The sequence below is a fragment of the Algoriphagus persicinus genome (assembly GCF_035156415.1).
Lineage (GTDB): Bacteria > Bacteroidota > Bacteroidia > Cytophagales > Cyclobacteriaceae > Algoriphagus > Algoriphagus persicinus.
The window spans coordinates 25,406-45,826 of record NZ_JAYEEY010000016.1; the positions used below are offsets into that span (position 1 = coordinate 25,406).

General features: G+C 41.9%; 13 protein-coding genes. 4 read left to right on the forward strand and 9 right to left on the reverse strand.

Annotated features, from left to right (window positions below):
- Positions 1-92: 92 nt before the first annotated feature.
- The gene (locus U3A58_RS13490) at positions 93-371 is read right to left on the reverse strand and encodes a VOC family protein (protein WP_323824110.1); all 279 of its coding nucleotides are present in this window, start codon (positions 369-371) and stop codon (positions 93-95) included.
- A 173-nt stretch (positions 372-544) separates the two neighbouring features.
- Entirely contained in the window at positions 545-1,588 is a 1,044-nt protein-coding gene (locus U3A58_RS13495; RefSeq protein WP_323824112.1) for an NHL repeat-containing protein, read from the reverse strand.
- A gap of 187 nt (positions 1,589-1,775) precedes the next feature.
- Here U3A58_RS13495 and U3A58_RS13500 point away from each other — a divergent pair, with 187 nt between their 5' ends.
- The 4 genes from U3A58_RS13500 (at position 1,776) to U3A58_RS13515 (ending at position 6,839) form a co-directional block, all read left to right on the forward strand.
- Positions 1,776-2,615 (forward strand): sugar phosphate isomerase/epimerase family protein, encoded by an 840-nt coding sequence (locus tag U3A58_RS13500; protein WP_323824114.1) that lies wholly within the window; start codon positions 1,776-1,778, stop codon positions 2,613-2,615.
- Positions 2,616-2,751: 136 nt separating this feature from the next.
- Positions 2,752-3,897: a geranylgeranyl reductase family protein gene (locus U3A58_RS13505; RefSeq protein ID WP_323824116.1), complete on the forward strand. Its 1,146-nt coding sequence runs from the start codon at positions 2,752-2,754 to the stop codon at positions 3,895-3,897.
- 155 nt (positions 3,898-4,052) lie between these two features.
- Entirely contained in the window at positions 4,053-4,658 is a 606-nt protein-coding gene (locus tag U3A58_RS13510; protein ID WP_323824118.1) for a DUF2911 domain-containing protein, read from the forward strand.
- Positions 4,659-5,060: 402 nt separating this feature from the next.
- Positions 5,061-6,839, forward strand: coding sequence for an arylsulfatase (locus U3A58_RS13515; protein ID WP_323824120.1), 1,779 nt, complete (start codon positions 5,061-5,063; stop codon positions 6,837-6,839).
- 290 nt (positions 6,840-7,129) lie between these two features.
- Here the strand turns inward: U3A58_RS13515 and U3A58_RS13520 are convergent, their stop codons facing one another.
- The 7 genes from U3A58_RS13520 to U3A58_RS13550 form a co-directional block, all read right to left on the reverse strand.
- A complete protein-coding gene (locus U3A58_RS13520) occupies positions 7,130-9,556 on the reverse strand; it encodes an ABC transporter permease (protein WP_323824122.1) in 2,427 nt (808 codons plus the stop codon).
- A gap of 344 nt (positions 9,557-9,900) precedes the next feature.
- Positions 9,901-12,261 carry an ABC transporter permease gene (locus U3A58_RS13525; protein ID WP_323824124.1) on the reverse strand — a complete coding sequence of 787 codons (2,361 nt, stop codon included), beginning with the start codon at positions 12,259-12,261 and terminating at the stop codon, positions 9,901-9,903.
- A gap of 585 nt (positions 12,262-12,846) precedes the next feature.
- Positions 12,847-14,061, reverse strand: coding sequence for an exo-beta-N-acetylmuramidase NamZ family protein (locus tag U3A58_RS13530; RefSeq protein WP_323824126.1), 1,215 nt, complete (start codon positions 14,059-14,061; stop codon positions 12,847-12,849).
- Between the two features lie 261 nt (positions 14,062-14,322).
- Positions 14,323-14,646 carry a nucleotidyltransferase domain-containing protein gene (locus U3A58_RS13535; protein ID WP_323824128.1) on the reverse strand — a complete coding sequence of 108 codons (324 nt, stop codon included), beginning with the start codon at positions 14,644-14,646 and terminating at the stop codon, positions 14,323-14,325.
- Positions 14,647-14,734: 88 nt separating this feature from the next.
- Entirely contained in the window at positions 14,735-15,169 is a 435-nt protein-coding gene (locus U3A58_RS13540; RefSeq protein WP_323824130.1) for a nucleotidyltransferase substrate binding protein, read from the reverse strand.
- A 425-nt stretch (positions 15,170-15,594) separates the two neighbouring features.
- Positions 15,595-17,958 (reverse strand): ABC transporter permease, encoded by a 2,364-nt coding sequence (locus U3A58_RS13545; RefSeq protein WP_323824132.1) that lies wholly within the window; start codon positions 17,956-17,958, stop codon positions 15,595-15,597.
- Between the two features lie 95 nt (positions 17,959-18,053).
- On the reverse strand, positions 18,054-20,375 hold the full coding sequence (locus U3A58_RS13550; RefSeq protein WP_323824134.1) for an ABC transporter permease: 2,322 nt from the start codon (positions 20,373-20,375) through the stop codon (positions 18,054-18,056).
- Between the last annotated feature and the right edge of the window lie 46 nt (positions 20,376-20,421).

The window sequence follows — 20,421 nt, forward strand, 5'->3', positions numbered from 1 at the left end:
ACTAAAATGATTTGAAAATAAGAAAATCCAGTCTTTTTGAGAGATTGGGCACACTAATCATGGCTAAAAACACATGCTCGACTTATTCAAGGTCAGACTAACTCATAGAATGAAGTGCTATGCGATTGCCTTCTGAATCCAAAAACACCCATATAACCATGTTCAGGTGAAATTATCCTTTTGGAAATCAATATAGTGCCTCCAGCCTCTTCCACTTTTGCAAGTTCCTCAGATACGTCATCCGAAGAAAAGTAGATTAAGGTACCAGCTAAATAACTTGGTTTATAGAATTGCTGATGAAGAACCAAACTTCCCCCAGCTCCTTCTCCACCACTTTCACTGGGAAACATTGCCATTTGAAAATCTCCCATGTCAATTTTATTTAGGCTACAGCCAAAAACCATTTAGTAAAAAGAGATAGCTCTATCCATATCACTCACTGGAATTTCAAACCAGCCTACTGTTACTTGGTTCATAAGTTAGGAAATTATGAATAATAGAATTGCAAAATACACGAGACTATCAGATAATCAGTACTTTTCCATCAAACTCTTGAAAGCTTTATAGGATAGGTTTTTCCAGCATTCCATTGACATACATAAATATTTTCATCCTGATCTATACATACATCATGACAATGCTTGAAGATGGGCTCTGACTGCACCATGAGCTGAAGTTCCCCATCTCTGTACTCAGGCGCTGTTCCTCCAGGATTGGAGACCACCTTATTGTCCTGATCCAAAATAGTCACAAAACCCGAGTCGGGTGTTTGCTCTAAATATCTAAGTCTAGACCAGCACACTCCTGCATAGAGATGGTCTCCATGAATCACCGGACGGCATACGAAAGCGCCTGGCATGAAAATAGTCTCTAGATAGTCTCCATCCATGGTAAATCGCTTGAAAGAATTATGCCCACGGGAGGTGCAAAGCAAAGTTGGCGTTTTGCCCCCACGCTGATCAACCGTAATACCATGAGCTGTACTAAACTGTGCATCGCCAGATCCACTTCCTCCGAATTTCCTTATAAACTTGCCGTTTTTATCGTAATGAAGGAAAAACTGAGAGCCATACCCATCCGCTACATACAGGTCTCCATTGGGAGCTACAGCAGTCTCTGTGGGCACAAAGGGCATTTTATCTGTATAGAGTCCTTCTTTCACCGGAGAAACTATCTCCATCACGACGGTGCCATCTAGAGTAGTCTTCACTACCCTGCCCGCATTATCCGAAATCCAGAGGTATTCTGCATCGCCTTCATCTACAAGCGTCAATCCATGCGCACGATCCATCCCTAGTGTCCATGCACTGAGGAATTTACCCGATTGATCGTAGCTAATGATGTTATTTTTAGGCTCATCGGTGACCATGATCATGCGTCCTTTGCGATCCATTACCATCTCGTGGCAGTTATTCACTGGTACCTTGGCAGGATCAAGCAAACCCCATTTTGCATCAACTTGATATTGAAAATTACCGTGACCAATTAGCATATCTCGGTTTTGAGCGAAAGAAAAAGAAGGTGAAATAGACATAGCAAGTCCCATCAGGGATGTTTTTTGGATAAATGTTCTTCGATCAGATTTCATACATTAAGGGTAAAGCTTGAATTTAAGGATTACTATCGAAAACTGCAGAATTTTCCATAGTTTAGGTCAACCCTAATTTAACCAATCATGAAATCGAGCATGACTCAAGCGTCACACACTTGGATGATTTTCTACCACCTAAAGGTCGGAATGCAGACGTGACCTTTGAAAAACTAATTATAATCACATGAAAACACACATTAAAATACTCTTAATAAGTCTATTTGTAGTCTCACCACTCATGGAACTACAAGCGCAGGAAGTGGCGCTACAGCTTTATTCCCTACGAAATGAAATGAAGGTGGATCCAGTGAAATACCATCAGCTTATCTCCGAATGGGGAATATCAGCATTGGAAGGCGGTGGCGGGTATGGAATGTCTGATGAGGAATATGCCAAACTTCTCGCTGAGAATAACCTGCGTATCATCGGGGTAGGTGCTGATTACAACCAACTCACCAAGGACTTACAACCAATTATTGACAAAGCGAAAAAATATGGTGCGAAATATGCCACTTGCTATTGGATTCCTCATGCTGAAGGCCCTATTTCCATAGAGGAAATTAAAATAGCGACTGCGCTCTTCAATGCTGTAGGAGAAGAACTCAGTAAAGAAGGGATCACTTTTTTATATCATCCACACGGCTATGAATTTGCGAAGGATCGCAGAAAGGTCAGGTTTGATTATATGCTTCATCACGCCAAAAACTTTGAGTTCAACTTGGATGTCTTCTGGGTAAAAATGGGCGGTGGAGATCCTTTGAAGATCATGAAAAAATACCCTGGCAAATTCCCTATACTACATCTCAAAGATCGCAAAAAAGGAACTCCTGGATCAAAAGATGGACGTGGAGACGTAGAAACCAATGTAGTTCTGGGTACAGGTGACATTGATATCGCAGGAATAATCAAGGAGGCTAGAAATCAAGGAACCAAATACTTGAGCATTGAAGACGAAAGTTCAAGATCGGTCACTCAGATTCCCTTGAGTGTAGCTTTTATCAAAAAGGAACTAGAGAAGAATTAGAAGTAAAACTCAAATCTATCCCTTAAAGCTCAACCTTATCTTAGAATATTGAGATGTTTACACTAATCCTGTAGCATTGCGCCTATTTTACATTTTCTTTCCAGTGGATTTTTAACATTGATTTTCTATTGAGTACATGAGTCACTATGATGTAGCGATAATAGGTAGTGGGCCTGCAGGTGCTATGGCAGCATATCACTTGGCAAAAAGCGGTATTTCTACCGTGATAATCGAAAAGGAAACCTTGCCCAGATATAAGACCTGTGGCGGAGGATTGGTTTACAGAGGAAGACGGAAGCTGCCTTTTGATATCAGCGCAGCCGTAGAACGGGAATTTTGCCAGATAAAACTCTACTTTGAGGGTGAGAAGAAAGTGCTTACTGCTGAGCGTGATGTTCCCGTTATCAGCATGGTGATGCGGGATAAGTTTGACCATTTCCTTATCGAAAAAGCCAAGGAACTTGGAGTCAATATAAAACAGGATCATAAGCTCATAGATATCACTTTTGGCGATCATCCCACGCTTCATACAAGTAAAGGTGATATCCATGCAAAGCTGATCATTGCTGCGGATGGGGCGTTAAGTCCCACGGCCAAGTTAGCTGGATGGAAGGAAACCCGTAAACTCATTCCTGCTTTGGAATATGAAGTGGAGGTAAATCACGAAGATTTCGAACGGCTTTCCAAAGAAGTTAGGTTTGACATGGATAGCGTCCCACATGGATATGCCTGGAGTTTCCCCAAGAAAAATCACCTTTCCTTAGGTATAGCTTCTACACGAAGAAAGAGAATTGACCTGAAGGCATACTACAAAAAGTATGTAGAAAAGCTGGGCATTAAAGAAATCCTAAGTGAAAAAGCACATGGTTATCAGATTCCAATTTCCCCTCGCACAGATGGATTTTATAAGAAAAATGTATTTCTGATTGGGGATGCAGCAGGATTTGCTGATTCGCTGACAGCAGAGGGGATTTCCAATGCATTGTGGAGTGGAGAATTGGTAGCGGAAGCAATCTTCGAATCTGGATTGAATCCAGAAAAAGCAGGAGCAATTTACCAGCAAAAACTAGAGAAAGAATTGTTGCCAGAACTCAACATTTCTCAGACTGCCGCTAAGTGGTTTTACAACTATAGAATTATCAGGAACCTGCTTTTAAAAAAATATGGTGATTATGCGATGTCATTTATGACCGATCTTTATCTTGGAAACAGAAGCTATCCGAAGAACTTGATGAAAACCATCAAAAACAAACTAACTGAAGCTAAAAATCCCTTGGTGTAACTATTGCTTCGTGAGTACCTACTTTAATTCAGTTCTTTTGGATAGGATTATCATCTAAAAGAAAGTGGAGAAGTACTCATTTACAATTCTTCATATACACATTTTGCAAAAATTGATTTAGCTTACTCTCTCAATAACCAAAACAATTATATCACATGAAAAACAACAAACTCTTTTTATCGGCACTTGCCCTGATTCTCTTTTTCTCAGTTTCCACAATATCTTTTGCGCAGGTACAGGCTCCAGCACCAAGTCCCTCTGCTTATGTTGCTCAAAATGTAGGTTTCACCAAAATCAGTATTGATTACTCCTCACCAGCGGTAAAAGGCCGAAAAGTATTCGGTGAATTGGAAAAATATGGCGTCACCTGGAGAGCCGGTGCCAATGGCCCAACGACTATCGAATTCAGCACAGGGGTGAGTATTGCTGGCAAAAATATAGGAGCTGGAAAATACTCCCTATTCATCACACCTCAAGAAACCGGAGACTGGACTATACACCTGAACAGTAAGGCAAATGCAGTTTTTGCCTACATGAAAGATGGTAAGATAGACGAGGAGGCCATGGCAAAAGACGATGCGGTAGCGATCAAAGTAGCTCCAATAGCAGCACCTGAGACCTTTGAAAGACTTGCTTTCTTCATCTCCGCTGAGGACAATAAGGTGGCATCAGTTACTTTTATGTGGGCAGATGTCATGCTTTCATTTGAAGTAGATACTCAAGTGGATCAAAAATTAGAGCAGTTCAAAGGCATATTCTAAGAAAAGACTTAATATGATAACACTAAAGCCCGGAGTTAATTCGGGCTTTTTTTGTGGACGCAATTCAAATAATCCCCTGAGTGCTAATTCAGGAGGAGGCGCTTTGAATATATGAGTGCAACAAAGTTTACTAATCAGATAGGCCAAATGGTACCTACACGGGCATAGATGTGTAGACTTTGGTAGCTTTATCTATTATTAAATTATATGTATATCCGCTTTTCCGCCAGTAAAGAGACTAAAGCATTAAAAAGTTTGGTCAACAGTAGCATTGAAGCCACTTCGGTCACCCGTCATCGGTCCTCCAGCCAGTAAAACAAGGAAATATGGCTACTGGCATCATTGCGGATAATCATTTTAAATTACCTTAGAAAATCCTTTCGCCACCCAACCCTTGTAACCATGGCAAAAAAGCCAAAAAGCATGTTTTATCTGATAGTTGGAATTGGAGTACTACTTTTCCAATCCTGCAGTTCTGATTCAGAAGAAAAAATCAAACCAAACATCATACTCATCGTGACAGATGACCAAGGTTGGGGAGATCTGGGAATCAATGGTAATCCTAATGTATCTACTCCGAATATTGACCAACTGGCACTAAAGGGTGTTCAATTCAGTAGATTTTATGTAAACCCAGTATGTTCTCCTACCCGAGCTGAGATTCTAACAGGTAGGTACCATCCCAGAGGTGGGGTTTATTCTACCTCAAGAGGCGGTGAACGATTAGACCTTGATGAAACAACTGTTGCCGAAATCTTCCAATCAAATGGATATAATACCGCAGCCTTTGGCAAATGGCACAATGGATCCCAACCTCCATATCATCCCAATAACAGAGGTTTTGATGAGTTCTATGGCTTTGCCTCGGGACATTGGGGTAATTATTTCAGCCCTATGCTAGAACGAAACGGCCAAGTAACCAAAGGGAATGGGTTCATTATCGATGATTTAACAGACAATGCGCTGGACTACATCGAGAAAAATACGGATCAACCATTCTTCGTTTATTTGGCATACAATACTCCACACAGTCCGATGCAGGTTCCCGATAAGTGGTGGGACAAATACAAAGATGCCAACATTGATTCCACACATCGATACGGTGAGAAAGAAATGATAAATAAGACGCGGGCTGCCTATGCACTTTGTGAAAACCTAGACTGGAATGTCGGCAGGGTGATGGATAAACTGGACAGCTTAATGCTTCTGGAAAACACGATAGTAATCTATATGTCTGACAATGGGCCAAATGGCTGGAGATGGAATGACGGACTGAAGGGCATCAAGGGAAGCACTGATGAGGGCGGAGTACGCTCTCCTTTCATCATGTATTGGAAAGACCAGTTAAAACCGCAAATCATCGCCCACCTTGCTAGCACAATAGACATTTTGCCATCCCTAATTGATTTGGCGGATATCACAACCTCATTCGATAAGCCTATAGATGGTGTGAGTTTAAAACCTCTACTAATGGCGTCTAATGAAACATGGAAAGAGCGAATTGTTTACAGTCATTGGAATGGCAAAGTCAGTGTCCGAAACCAAAACTACATACTTGATAGCGACAACAATCTCTTCGACTTAGACTCAGACCCAGGACAACTTCATGCGATATCTCAACCTTCAGAAACTATTCTTTCCCAATTGATCGATGCGAAAGAAGCATGGATCAACTCGGTATTGTCAGAGCTTGACCGTAATAGGGAGGAAATATTTCCTGTAGGATATGAAGGAAGCAAATACACTCTCCTTCCTGCTAGAGATGGCATTCCTCATGGCGACATTCAGCGATCCAGCATTCATCCAAACTCTTCTTTTTTCACCAATTGGACATCCACCAAGGATAGCATCACTTGGGATACAGATATCCTCACCTCGGGCAAGTACTTGGCGACAGTCTATTACACAGGTAAGGAATCGGCAGTTGGTTCTACCCTCCTATTAACTCAGGGACAAAATGAAGTAAAAACCACTATCAAAGAGGCCCATGATCCAGATTTTGTAGGAGTAGAATACGATCGTTCTCCTCGTGATGAATCTTACGAGAAAGATTTCATGCCTTTGGAAATGGGAGTAATTCAATTGGACAAAGGACGTCATCCGATTACTATGAAGGCTTTAGAAATAAAAGGCTCTCAATTTGTAGATGTCCGATTGCTCGTTTTGGAGCGCATGAACTAATATCCTGAGCCATGTCGTCATTGCGAAGGGCAACATGACTCTTAATTACACTTTAGACATCTTGCCCTGATGCAATCTGACCGTGATTCCACAAAACAGATTCCTTCCCCGACTCATCGGGGCAGGCTGTGCCTCGCAAGGAGGAAACCCAAAACCTGTGCTGAGCGAAGGATCTAAGGTAACTGGCATCATTGCGGATAATCAGAGTATATTTTCGCTGCGTCGTAGCGCCGTTGCACGCCTATTTTCTTTACGCCTTCTGCGCTGGCGGGAGACATTCCCATCACTTACTATTCACTTTTCAATGCCTTCACGGGATTTGCACGGATGCTTTTATATGTCTGGAAGAAAATCGTGGCCAAAGCCAATCCAAAGCACGCAAAAACAGCGAGGATAACCACCCAAATCTCAATTCCTGTTCTGTAGGCAAATTCCTCCAGCCAACTCTTCATAAATATCAGAGCAACCGGTAAGGCAATCAGCATAGCAATCAAAATCAATTTGAAATAAGAAGCCGAAAGCATCAGGAATATCTCCGGCATAGTCGCTCCGAATACCTTCCGAATTCCGATTTCTTTATTCCTCAACTCAGTGGTATAAGCAGTCAATCCAAATAAACCCAAACAGGCGATGATAATCGAAATCCCTGTCAACACCTGAAGCAGGTTTGCCATTTTCATTTCAGACTGATAGACTCTTCCAAAATCCTCATCCAAGAAGCTGTAATTCATCGGCACACGTGGTTCATATTGCTTCCAAGCCAACTCCAACTCTTCCACTCCTGCCTCGATGTTTCCACCCTGAATCTTTACAGAAATATAATCTCTAAGGAAGTAATCGTGTATGTATTCTATCACGAGCGGTTTAATCTCATTTCGAAAAGATTCAAAATTAAAATTCTCTACCATCCCGATGACTTCAAGTGTGGCCTCATCATTTTCTCCTTCATTTTTCATTACCAACTGGCCTAAAGGATCATCCAAAATCCCCAATTGCTTTGCCGCTATTTCATTGATTATGATCTTGTTTTGATCAGCGCCGGATGTTTCTCCAAAGTTCCGACCCTCCAGAAGTTTGAATTGATAGGTATCCAAATAAGAAGCATCCGCTTCGTACCAATTCATTCCTTGCTCCAAATCACTGGTTGGAAGATTAAAGGAACGCATCTGGAATTGACCTGACATGGGAATTCCTGTAGAAAAGCTCAGCGTCTGCACATTCGAGCTGGACACAAAATGACCTTTGAAATCCTCCCGCTGGGAATTTTGGATTTCCCCGTCATTATGAATTATCACCAACTGATCCCGATCAAAACCTGGATCAGAATTTTGAATAAAGCTCATCTGACGCTGAACCAGCAGTGTACAAATAATCAGTGTAAGCGAAGTAGCAAACTGAAACACCACCAATCCATTGCGAAAACTGTGGCTGTTTTTTCCAACTGATAATTGTCGCTTGATGGTTTGCAGCGGCTTGAAAGAGGAAAGATAAAATGCGGGATAAAATCCCGAAAGCAGCGTCAGCACAACTATCAATGTCGGACATATCCACAGTATCATGTTGTTGGTGTAGAGATTGAACTGTAGATTTTTTCCTGTAAGTTGATTGAAAAGCCCATTGCTGAGTGCTACGATTACCAATGAAATAGCTACACTGATCAACACCAATAGAAGTGCTTCGGTGAGGAACTGATAGATGAGTTGGGATTTCCGCGATCCCATTACTTTGCGCACACCCACTTCCATAGAGCGAAGTCCTGCTTTGGCGGTTGCCAAATTCATAAAATTAATACAAGCCAACAGCAGGACAAATGCGGCCACCAATGAGAAAATATAAATGTAACTCTGATAGCCATTCGCCTCATGTTCTCGAAGTAAATGCGAGTTTAGATGAATATCCTGCACGGGCATTACCTTCAGATTATAATTAGAATTCTCATCTTCACCTCCCAGCATTGGGATAGCAAAGTCGGCAACTATGCGGTCAAGTTTTTCGGCAACTACCTGCTGTTTTTCCTTTGGGAACTTCGCATAGGTATAAAGTATAGCCCAAGACCAGGTATCCATGTCAAATATCTCGGCATTCATGCCTGGCTCATATACCAGCATGTCAAAATGAAAATGCGATTGAGCAGGAATATCTTCCACAACAGCGGAAATCTGCTTCAAATCCGGATTATTGCTGCCCATGAGAATGGATTTTCCGACCATCTCGTAGGGAGTAACATCGCCAAAGTATTTATGTCCCAAGCTCTCCGTAATCACAACATTCTTGGAGTCTGCCAATGCTTTCTCCTTATTTCCTGCCAGCAGATTTAGATCAAAAACATCAAAGAAGTTAGGCTCTGCGTAATAGACTTTTTCCTCACGAAAAACCTGCTCCTTATTCTGGCCTGAGCCTGGCTGTATGGTAAAATCATTCCACTTCAAAACCCGGGTGACAGCTTCTACTTCAGGAATATCTGCTTGAATCCTCGGACCTAGTGCAGGTGGTGCAGTTGCATAGCTAGCAGTGCTGTAATCTCCCCAATGGGATGTAATCCGAAAAACCGATTCAGATTCAGGATAGAAGCGATCGTAATTCACCTCGTCCTGAATAAAAAGCATTATCATCAAAAACCCGGAAATCCCCATCGTCAGGCCCAATACATTGAGAATGGTATAAAGTCTGTTTTTCTTTAAGACTCTCCAGCCGATTTTAAGGTAGTTTTTCCACATGGTAGATAATTCTAAGTTGTTCTTAATTCTAGTACTTCAACATTCAGCGTTCATCATTCGATATTCATTATTCATCATTCGTTTTATTCATCATTGCGAAGGGCAACATGACTCATAATTACACTTTAGACATCTTGCCCTGAAGCAATCTGATCGTGAATCCACAAAACAGATTGCTTTGTCGTCGTACCTCCTCCACGCAATGACGTAACTGACTCGTTAGGTAGCGAGGAACGAGCGAAGCAAACTATTTAAGAGTCACTAGCAGATTGCTTCACTCCTCTGTCGTTACCAATGACGTAAATCCCCAATCGTATCTCCGAAATCATAAATCCTCAATCCCCTCATTCGCTTTTCAGCGTCTCCGCAGGATTTACCAGTGCTGCTTTGATCGCCTGTGAACTCACTGTCAATAATGCAATCAAAAGTGTAATCCCGCCAGTCCATAAGAATATAGTCCAGTCTATGCTAGTCCTATAGGCAAATGTCTCCAGCCAGTCACTCATAAAATACCAGGTTGCCGGGATGCCAATGATCACGGAAATGATTACCAATTTGGTGAATTCTGAAGAGATCAAACCTACCACGCTGGTCACAGAAGCTCCCATGACTTTTCGTACAGAGATCTCCTTTTTTCTGCGCTCTGCGATGAAAGTAGCCAACCCATATAGCCCCATACAGGATATCAGTACTGCCAAGCCTGTGAAGAGCGAGGTAAGCTTAGCTGTGCGCTCCTGAGAGCTGAATTTCCGGGCATGTTCCTCATCCACGAACTTATACTCAAAAGGTGAATCGGGATTAAACTTGTTAAAAACAGTCTCCACACTGGCCAAAGAATTCGAATAGTCTCCTCCAGCTGCAAAACGTATATGGATAAAATCCAAGTTACGCTTTGGTCCCATTACCATTATTGGAATCACATCATCAAAAGGAGATTCCATAATAAAATCCTTTACTACACCCACGATGGTAAACTCATACGAATCGTCCTTAATCACCTGACCAATTGGATTTTCAAAACCCATAACTTTCGCAGCTTTTTCATTTACTATTGCCGAAAGACTATCACCCGGAAAGGTATAAATGTCGATATCCCTTCCAGCGACTAACTCCATCCCAGCCGTTTTCACCAAATTTGCATCCGTCCCCATTCGGCTAATCAATGGCCTGAACTCGGGGTCCTTACCCTGCCATTCCATGCCATCAGTATCACTGTGGATATTTGTCAAAGGAGAAAAAGTATAACTCACTTCAGCCACTTCAGGGAGTGCCAGCAATTCATTGCGGAGGGCAGCTTTATTATCTCTCATATTTTGAGTTACCGTATGAAAAATCAGATTCTCCTTAGTTATCCCAATGTCTCTATTTTGGACAAAGGTCATCTGGTCTTGGACTATCCAAACACATGAGATCAACGTGACTACCACCGCAAATTGAAACACAACCAAGACTTCCCGAGGCTTCAATCCAAAACTTCTTTTTGTATTCATTTTAGACTTGAAAACCACAGCCGGCTTATAAGAACTTAGTAAAAATGCAGGATAGCTTCCAGCCAATATTCCTGTAATGAAGACATAAATCACAGAAATTCCCCAGAAATAGGGCTGGGTAAAAGGGTTCTCCAGTTCTTGTCCAACCAAATCTTTAAATGCTGAAAAAGACAAGGAGACAATAAATATGGCTAGCAGGTAAGCCGCAAGAGCAATTAAAACAGATTCAGCCAAGAACTGCCCAACAAGCATTCCTTTGCCTGCTCCTGATATCTTTCTAATTCCAACTTCTTTAGATCGCCTGTCACTTTGAGCAGTGCTCAGATTCACGAAATTGATAGCAGCTATGAATAAAACTATAATGGAAACAATCCCAAACATCCGAATCATCTCTATTTTGCCACCAACAGATTTTCCATTTTCAAACTTCGAATACAGATGCAGATCACGTATCGGAAAAAGGAAATCAGAAACTTCATCCATTTCTGAATTTTTTGCTGTGAAGTCATTAAACTTCTGATTAAATGAAGCGAGGTCTGTCCCCTCATTTAGCATGGTAAATGTGCGGTAAGAATTGTTCCCCCAGTAGTCATCCGCCCAACCCATCGCTTCCAGCTTCTTGAAAGGTAAAAATACCGTAAAAGGGAAGTCCGTGTTTTCAGGCAAATCTTTGATAACAGCCTTTACCTCAAAATCCAGTTGCTTTTCCACAGTGACGGTTTTTCCAATTGCCGGAGAATCCCCAAATAGCTTTTTGGCCACCGACTCTGTCAACACAATATTCCCGGGTTCCGTCAATGAAGCTACCGGATCGCCTTCCAATGCTTCGAAACTAAACATCTTAAAGAATCCCGGATCGGTAAAAGTGGATTCTTCATAAAAGTTATTTTCTCCCACTGTAAGAAGCTGCTGATCCCATTCTGTGATTCTCGCCACCTCTTCCACTTCCGGAAACTGCTCTTTTATAGCATGTGCATAGGGCGCAGGTGTATAATCCCAGGTGAATACCTCACCTTGCATTTCAGCATTTCTCCAGTTCGCATAGACTCGATCTGAATTTTCATGAAAGCGGTCAACAGACATTTCGAATTGAACCCAAACAAGTATCAATATCGAGGCAGACATACCGATTCCCAGTCCAGAGATATTGATAAATGCATACCCTTTACTTCGGGTAATATTTCTCCAGGCGATTTTCAGATAGTTTTTCCACATTATTCTACTGATTTAAAAATTGAAATATTCTCTTATCGTCACTGCGAGACAGTCTTTATTCGTCACTGCGAGGAACGAAGCAGTCTCTAGTCGTAACTATGAGGCCTGAAGCAGTCTCATCGTCATTGCGAAGAAAGAAGCCATCGTCACTGCGAGGAACGAAGCAGTCTCTAGTCGTAACTATGAGGCCTGAAGCAGTCTCACCGTCATTTCGAAGGGCATCATCATACATAATTTCTCCCTAGCCATCTTGCCCTGAAGCAATCTCAGATTGCCGCACTCCTTCGTCGTTCGCAACGGCGACCTATTCAATTCCACTTCTATGCCAGTCAAAAAGGCTCAAAAGAACTCCCAGAGCTAATAAAATCTTAATTGAGGCAAATCTTCCGAACAATTTTGTTCGCTTGCGGTCGATATCCTTTGGGGTTTTCCAAACTCTGAAGGATTAGTTTTAGAGCTAATTGTGGTTGCTCTCAGAAGTCACAATTCGAAATGCTAATTGGGAATCAATTGTAAGATAGGGCAAATGATGATTCGCCCGTAGGACCAATGATTCTCATACGATACAATTACCTAGAATAATCCTTATGGATAAAGTAAATACTTCAACCGCATTTCCTTGTATGCTGAAAGCTCCGGTTCCCAACCCGCTCTGATGACTTCCATAGGAACATCATCAATTATCTGCTGTCTGAAATCTCCTCTACCAATCTGGATCTCGATGTTATTCATCTGATTGCTCAACTTAGAATCAAAAAACTTCTCCTTTTCCGGACTGGCTTTGTAGAGTTCCCGTATCCAGTCAAAGTTGATTTGTCCGCTCTTCCTTAATAGCTCGGTATCATACTCACGCAGGTCAAGGCCATAGCATACTTCGTCCATGAAAATTGGGGTTTCAGCCATTCCTTTTATACCTGTGGGTATAAAGCTGAAATCGTAAATATCTTTGTAGGCCGGACTCCCCAATACTGTAAAGGGAAAATAGGTTCCTCGGCCATGATTTACGTAAACCCCTTCAAACATGCAAAGGCTGGGATATAACAATACCGACTGCGGTGTATTCAAATTTGGTGAAGGGCTTACAGGCAAAATATAGGGCATATCGTGTGCATAGTTTGCTACGGGAATTATTTGAATATCCGCCTTTTTCCCATTGCTCAACCAACCCTCTCCATTGGCCATCATAGCAAACTCACCCACAGTGAGCCCATGAGACATCGGAATGGGAAACATCCCAATGCCTGATTCATACTTCATATCCAGCACTGGGCCATCAATCAGATAACCATTGGGATTTGGTCTGTCCAAAATCAACAAGTGTTTGTTATTTTCTTCACAAGCTTCCATCAAACGAGCCAAGGCATTGATGTTTGTATAAAAACGAACGCCTACATCCTGTAGGTCATAGATCAAAATATCTACATCCTGCAAATCTTGTTTGCTGGGTTTATTCTTTTTCCCATATAAAGATATAATGGGAATTCCCGTCTGCTCATCTATGAAATTAACCACATCGGCACCGGCACTGGCATCACCTCGAAAACCGTGCTCTGGGCCAAAAACTTTTACTATGTTAATTCCCAACTTTTGCAGGCTATCCACCAGATGGGTTTTGCCAATGATAGATGTTTGATTTGCCAACACCGCTACCCTTTTCCCTTCCAATAATGGCCGGTACAAGTCCGTTTGCTCAGCGCCCGTTTTTATTTCTTGGCGGGGTTCTTCGGTTTGGTTTGCGGGAAGTTTTGTGGTGCAAAAACAAAGTAGTATGCCTAGCGCAAAAAGTGAAATGGAATGCATAAGTGTTCGGAAGATAAGTTTCAGGTTCTTTAAAAATACGTCATTGGGAGGAACGAAGCAATCCCAAATACTAACGACGAGATTGCCACGCCTCGTTCCTCGTCTACCAATGACGAAATAACAAAAGAAGTGAGGTTTGTTTCGACGAGATTGCTTCACAGCCTATGGCGGATCGCAATGAAAGTTTCCAAAATATCCGCCCTGGTCTGTGTCTCTTCGCCGTTGCCCTTTATACGCAGATTGCAGAAGCAAGAAAAACATCTAATTTTTCAAAACCAGTTCCCGGTCATAAATTCGAACTCCTACCCGTTCAATATGCTTTTTTAATTCTGGTTCCTTTATTTTTTCAAAATGAACCAAATCTATAGCTTGTAGTAATCCTATTGTATCTAGTTCAATCGAAAGATCAAGTGTCTGTTCAAAATTCAGCTTTCCTCCAAACACAGCAATGTCAATATCAGAACCCTCATAAAAGTTGCCTTTAGCCCTAGAGCCAAAAAGAACTGCTTTTTCAACTTCCGGGAAATTGGAAAAAACAGTCTTCATTTCCGATAAGACGCTTTCGCTGATTCCAGTATTTTTCATGTGTTTATAATTTGTTTTTTATGGGTCACATGGAATCTCGCAGGGTTAATAATCATCCCACTGTGTGACGCTTGAGTCATGCTCGATTTCATAAACCTAATAATCCCTGATTTCCTGATCTTTCAGATTCAAGCTTGGCTTGGAGGTCTACAAAAAGCTGATAGAATTGATCCAAAATCAAATCTTTAATTTCCTCCGCAGTCTCAGGATTATAAGTGTGAGAAGTTTTCTCCCTACTTTTTTTCAATTTGACCCAGCCTGCGGAATCGGTAATTAACTCCATTTTGAGGGCTTCCTGCAAAACTTTAGATGGACCATTAATATCCGATATACCAATATCCTTGATGTAGCCCTGAAGTGTTTTCCAAGCAAGTTCATAGGTATATTCAAATCGCTGTATCAATCCTTCCGTCTCCAGTTCTGACATTTTTTTCTCCTTAGCCTGAGTCACTGCTTGGGACAATTTCAAAAAGGCCTTATTGAAATTGGAAAAACGCTGCTGCCATCTGATATCATCTTCCATCTAGCTACAAGTTATGTTTTTCCAAAAATTTTTAGCCAGAATTAGACAACTTTTATTCATCTCCTCCTGTGGTCTGGGTCTCAAAGATCATAGTATCGGACTGATTTCACTAAAGGCTGAAGTTAGTTACGATGAGATTGTTTCTCCGCCTGTGACGGATCGCAATTACGAAATAATAACTAAAACTAGGTTTTTAACGATGAGACTGCCGAACTCCTTCGTCCTGTACAATGACAGAATCCGATCTGACTCTTATACTTCTTAATGCTTTTTACCTTTTACTTCTCACCACATACAAACCTTACCACTCTCTCCCCCAGTCTTGATTCTAGCTACTTAATACTGCCTTCTTGATACTCTAAGTCAAAGTTAGTTACGACGAGATTGCTTCTCCGCCTGTGGCGGATCGCAATGACGAACAACCCCTATTCGCTCTTAATCGCCTTCACCGGATTGGAATTAGCAGCCTTCAATGATTGAAGGGTGACGGTCAACAAGGCAATTCCCAGAATGGTAGCTGCTGCGAGCGGGATAAACCACCACTCAAAGCTGATCTTGTATTGATAGCCTTCCAGCCAATCCTGCATCAGCCAAAAAGCCAAGCCCGAACCTATTGCAATAGATAACGCCACTATCAAAATAAACTCTCTGTTGATCACCTGAAGAATGGAAAGCGTGGATGCTCCCAGCACTTTTCGTATGCCGATTTCCTTTGTTTTCTGCTCTGCAATATGCGCCGACAGTCCCAATAGCCCAAGACAAGAGATCAAGATTGTTAAGATGCTGAAGTATTGCGCCAAATCCCGCAATCTCACATCCTCCTGGTACAGTCTTGCATAATTTTCATCCATGAAACTGTAGTCGAAAGGAAACTCAGGATTCAGATTTTTGGCTACATTTTCTATGTACGAGATGGTTCCAGGCATATCATCGGAATTAACCTTGACAAATCCTACCCAAGTATTGTCAGGTTCAAGAAGTATGATAGCAGGTGCCACATTTTGTCTGAAACTTTCGAAATGGAAATCCTTTACAAGCCCGGTAATAGAATATTCCTCCTCCCACATCCTAAAGAATTCACCTCCCTCGTTATCCTTTGCCATCAAATCATAGGCTGTCTGGTTGAGAATTGCTCCCGAAATAGAGTCTGCTCCATTTATTCTATTAAAATCTCTCCCTTTCACTAGGTCCAATCCCATAGTTCTGGCAAAATCATAGTCCACCCGGATAATTTCAAAAAGCGCGGAATTTGCAGGGTCTTTTCCCTCCCATGACACTCCTCCAGTATTGGAATTCCTTCCCAGCATTCCAAAAGAGGATCTGGTCACAGACTCTATGTTCTCATTCTTCTCCAATTCTGTTTTGAATACATCAAAATTCTTCAACAGGTTGCCCTCTAAAGTCACGTGAACAAGCTGATCTTTGGAATATCCCAAGTCCTGATTAAGTGCGTAATTGATCTGCTGATATACCACTAGGGTAGCGACGATCAGAATAGTGGCCAGGATAAACTGGAATAATACCAAGCCCTTTCTGGCCAGTACCACACCTTTTCCAGCCCGGGTGAATGAACGAAATACTGATACTACTTTGGTAGCTGATAGATAAAAAGCAGGGTAGCTTCCGGCTACTATTCCTGTAAATACTACAACTGCCATCAACTGAAGCCAAAAGGTCAGTTCAGCATAAGGAACAGTCATGCTTTTACCCGTGAGATTATTGAAAACCGGAAGTGTAGCCTCTACAAGAAGTATCGCCAGAATAGCCGAAAAAAACGTAATCAAAAGTGACTCACTCATGAACTGCAGCACAAGTGATTGTTTGTTTGCCCCGGCCACCTTTCTCACGCCAACTTCCTTAGCCCGCTTTTGGGATTTAGCCGTACTGAGATTCATAAAATTGATGCAAGCAATGATGAGCACAAATAGCCCAATTATGCCAAACAGTTTTACATTTTTGATCCTTCCTTCGATCGGTTGCCCATCCTTCCAACTTCCATGCAGGTGTAAATCCGCTAGCGGATAAGCAAACAAATTTACATTTGACTCCTCATTTCTTTCCGCTATGTAGTCGGAAATACGATCTGAAAATGCTTCTCCGTCTGTCCCCTTTCGTAATTTTACAACAGTGTTTGGCCCATTGTTTCCCCAATCACTGAGCCATTCATTCTCTGCAAAAAAGACCGAATACGGAAGCAAATAATCAAACTTAACCGAGGAACTCTCAGGGAGATCTTTCAACACCCCACGCACGATGTAGTTTTTCGAATCTACCTCCTTTCTGATCTCCACATCTTTCCCCACCACATCCATACTGCCAAAAAGAGCTATTGCCGTTTTCTCCGTCAGTATCACATGGTTATTCTCAGTAAGCATGTTTTCTCTATTCCCTTGGATCACATCAAACTGAAAAATTTGCAGAATGTCAGGATGGGCATAGATACCGGTAAATTTTAGCCGGTTTTCTCCTTGGATAAAAAGCTGGCTTTCCCCCCAAGTGTAAGTCGAAGCATACTCAACCTCGGCCAGATTCTCCTTCATACTTTCTGCCAAAACTCCCGGAGTGGAAGTGGTAGTAAAAACATCCGAGCCATACGCCTGATGCTCCATGATACGATAGATCTGATCCACATCTGCAAATTCCTGATTGACATTCATCTCTGATCTGACCCAAAGCCCGATCAAGATCGCCGCCCAAAGCCCAAGAGATAGTCCAAATAAATTGATGAAAAAGGTGAGTTTATGCTTCGAAAATCCCCTTAGAGCAATTTTAACATAGTTTTTAAGCATAATTAAAGAAGTAAATGAAGGTTTTCTTGATTCTTTGTTCTTGACTCTTGGATCTAGAATCTTGATACTTATGTCTTGATACTAGCTACTTAAAATCACTCGCTTTTCAATGAATTCACAGGATTGGCTGATGCCGCCTTATAGGCTTGTACTCCTACAGTTACCACCGCAATAATCACCAGCAGAAACCCAGATCCCGCAAAAATCCACCAACTCAAATTGGTTTGATAAGCATAGGTCTTCAACCAGTTATCAGCAAAGTACCAAGCCAAAGGCACTGCAATGATGATAGATACCAATATGAGCTGCACGAAGTCTTTGGACACCAAAGTCAATATCCCGAAAGTAGAAGCTCCCATTACTTTGCGTACACCAATCTCTTTCTTACGCTTTTCAGCAGTGAATGCTGCCAATCCAAATAGTCCCAGACAACTCAAGAAAATCGCCATCACTCCGAAGTATTTTGCAAGCTTAGATACCCGTTGCTCAGCGGCATACAATGATTGATAATCCTCATCCATGAATGAATAGTCCATTGGCTGAGCGGTTTGCTTCACAAAAAGCTGCTCAACTCCTGCAATGGTTTCCTGTTGATTTTGAGGGCTGATTCTTACCATTATTCGTTGTGCAAAACCCGGATCGTATTTTAGGAAAGCCGGTTTAACAGTCTCCTTCAATGACTCAAAATTAAAATCCTTAACCACTCCTATCACTTCTTTATCATCACCCCAAAGATTTACTATTTGCCCTACTGGATCCTCAAAGCCTATGGTTCGAACTGCAGCTTCGTTCAAAATTATCTTTGAATTTTCTTCTCCAAAGTCAGGAGAAAATGCCCGACCATCCACTAATTCAAAACCCATAGTTTCGATCAGACCCATGTTGACTGATACATTTTCGAACTTCACCTGCTCATCCGGATTTTTACCCTCCCAGGTAAGACCGATTGTAGAGCTGCTCAAGCCAACTAATGGATGACTCAAACTGGATGCGTTCTCTACTCCAGGAGTATTTTTGAGCTCAGCCAAGAAGGAGTCCAGCTGATTTGGATGGATACCAGAGGCATTTACCTGAAGGAGTTGGCTCTGATTGTAGCCGAGATTTTGATCTTGAATAAAGGACATCTGCTTACCGATCACTGAGATCCCAATGATCAGTAAAAGGGAAATGGCAAACTGAAAAACTACCAGACCTTTCCTCGCCAGCAATTCCCCAAAACTTCCCTTGATATTCGATTTCATTACCTCCAGAGGCTTAAACTTGGAGAGATAAACGGCTGGGTAAATTCCCGCCAAAAAGCTTGTAAGAAGCCAGATACCCAATAAAAGAAGAATCAACTCCGGCTGAAATGACATACTCAATGTTTTGGAAGTCACCTGATTGAAAAATGGTTGTAGTATAAATGTTGCCACCATTGCCACAAGCAAAGCCAAGAAAGTCAACAGTAAGGATTCCACCATAAACTGTCCGAAAAGACCTCCACGGCTAGCCCCCATAGACTTTTTGACACCGATTTCTTTCAATCGACTCATGGATCTCGCTGTGGTCAGATTCATGAAATTGATGCAGGCAATAATCAAAATAAAAAGTGCAATAGCCGAAAAAAGTTTCACATAGCTGATCCTTCCTCCTGCCACTTTGCCATCTTCATAAGTACCGTACAGATACGTATCACCATATGCCTGCACAAAAGCAGACACATTACTTCCTTCATCTTTGGCTTTGATAAAGCCCTCAATTTGCTCATTGAAAGCTTCGACATCTGTATCTGGCCGAAGGAGTACATATGTAGAAGCATTGAAATTGCCCCAGTGAACACCCTCACCTAACATTTGTTTGAAGTAAGAAAAAGAAAGAAGGTAGTCTGACCTGTCAACATCCATAGAACTAAAGTCTTTGAAAACTCCAGTCACTTCAACTTCATTCTGAAAATCAAATACCTGCCATTTTACGGATTTACCAATCGCTTCTTTTGGTGAACCAAAGAGCTTGGTTGCCATCGTCTCAGATATCGCCAAGCTATTGATGCCTGTCATAACCTGGCTAGGATTGCCCTCCACAAAATCAACCGAGAAAATATCGAAATAGCTTTGGTCCACAAATAAACCATCTCCCGTCATCTTGGTATCACCATTTTCAAAAGCGACTCCTTCAATGAATGGAGAGGTTCCGGCAGATAATTCTACCTGAGGCAACTCAGCTTTCATCGCTTCCGCCATGTCACCAGGAGTTATTGACCAAGTTACAATCCCTCCAGAATTATCGTGGTTGGTCATCACGGCATAGATTCGGTCTATCTTCTCGTGATAACGACCGATGCTCAATTCATCTTTTACCCAAAGTAGGATCAAAACTACCGTGGTAAGACCTATTGCCAATCCAAACAGATTGATCGCGAAGATCTTCTTGAACTTCATAAAACTGCGAAATGCGAGGGTAAGTTGATGGCGGAGCATGGGGTGT

Bases quoted from the DNA above. Each gene is read 5' to 3' on its own strand.
- U3A58_RS13550 (WP_323824134.1), bottom strand. From the start codon at position 20,375: ATGAAGTTCAAGAAGATCTTCGCGATCAATCTGTTTGGATTGGCAATA.
- U3A58_RS13510 (WP_323824118.1), top strand. From the start codon at position 4,053: ATGAAAAACAACAAACTCTTTTTATCGGCACTTGCCCTGATTCTCTTT.
- U3A58_RS13525 (WP_323824124.1), bottom strand. From the start codon at position 12,261: ATGTGGAAAAACTATCTGAAAATCGCCTGGAGAAATATTACCCGAAGT.
- U3A58_RS13500 (WP_323824114.1), top strand. From the start codon at position 1,776: ATGAAAACACACATTAAAATACTCTTAATAAGTCTATTTGTAGTCTCA.
- U3A58_RS13530 (WP_323824126.1), bottom strand. From the start codon at position 14,061: ATGCATTCCATTTCACTTTTTGCGCTAGGCATACTACTTTGTTTTTGC.
- U3A58_RS13535 (WP_323824128.1), bottom strand. From the start codon at position 14,646: ATGAAAAATACTGGAATCAGCGAAAGCGTCTTATCGGAAATGAAGACT.
- U3A58_RS13515 (WP_323824120.1), top strand. From the start codon at position 5,061: ATGGCAAAAAAGCCAAAAAGCATGTTTTATCTGATAGTTGGAATTGGA.
- U3A58_RS13495 (WP_323824112.1), bottom strand. From the start codon at position 1,588: ATGAAATCTGATCGAAGAACATTTATCCAAAAAACATCCCTGATGGGA.
- U3A58_RS13520 (WP_323824122.1), bottom strand. From the start codon at position 9,556: ATGTGGAAAAACTACCTTAAAATCGGCTGGAGAGTCTTAAAGAAAAAC.
- U3A58_RS13540 (WP_323824130.1), bottom strand. From the start codon at position 15,169: ATGGAAGATGATATCAGATGGCAGCAGCGTTTTTCCAATTTCAATAAG.
- U3A58_RS13505 (WP_323824116.1), top strand. From the start codon at position 2,752: ATGAGTCACTATGATGTAGCGATAATAGGTAGTGGGCCTGCAGGTGCT.
- U3A58_RS13490 (WP_323824110.1), bottom strand. From the start codon at position 371: ATGGGAGATTTTCAAATGGCAATGTTTCCCAGTGAAAGTGGTGGAGAA.
- U3A58_RS13545 (WP_323824132.1), bottom strand. From the start codon at position 17,958: ATGCTTAAAAACTATGTTAAAATTGCTCTAAGGGGATTTTCGAAGCAT.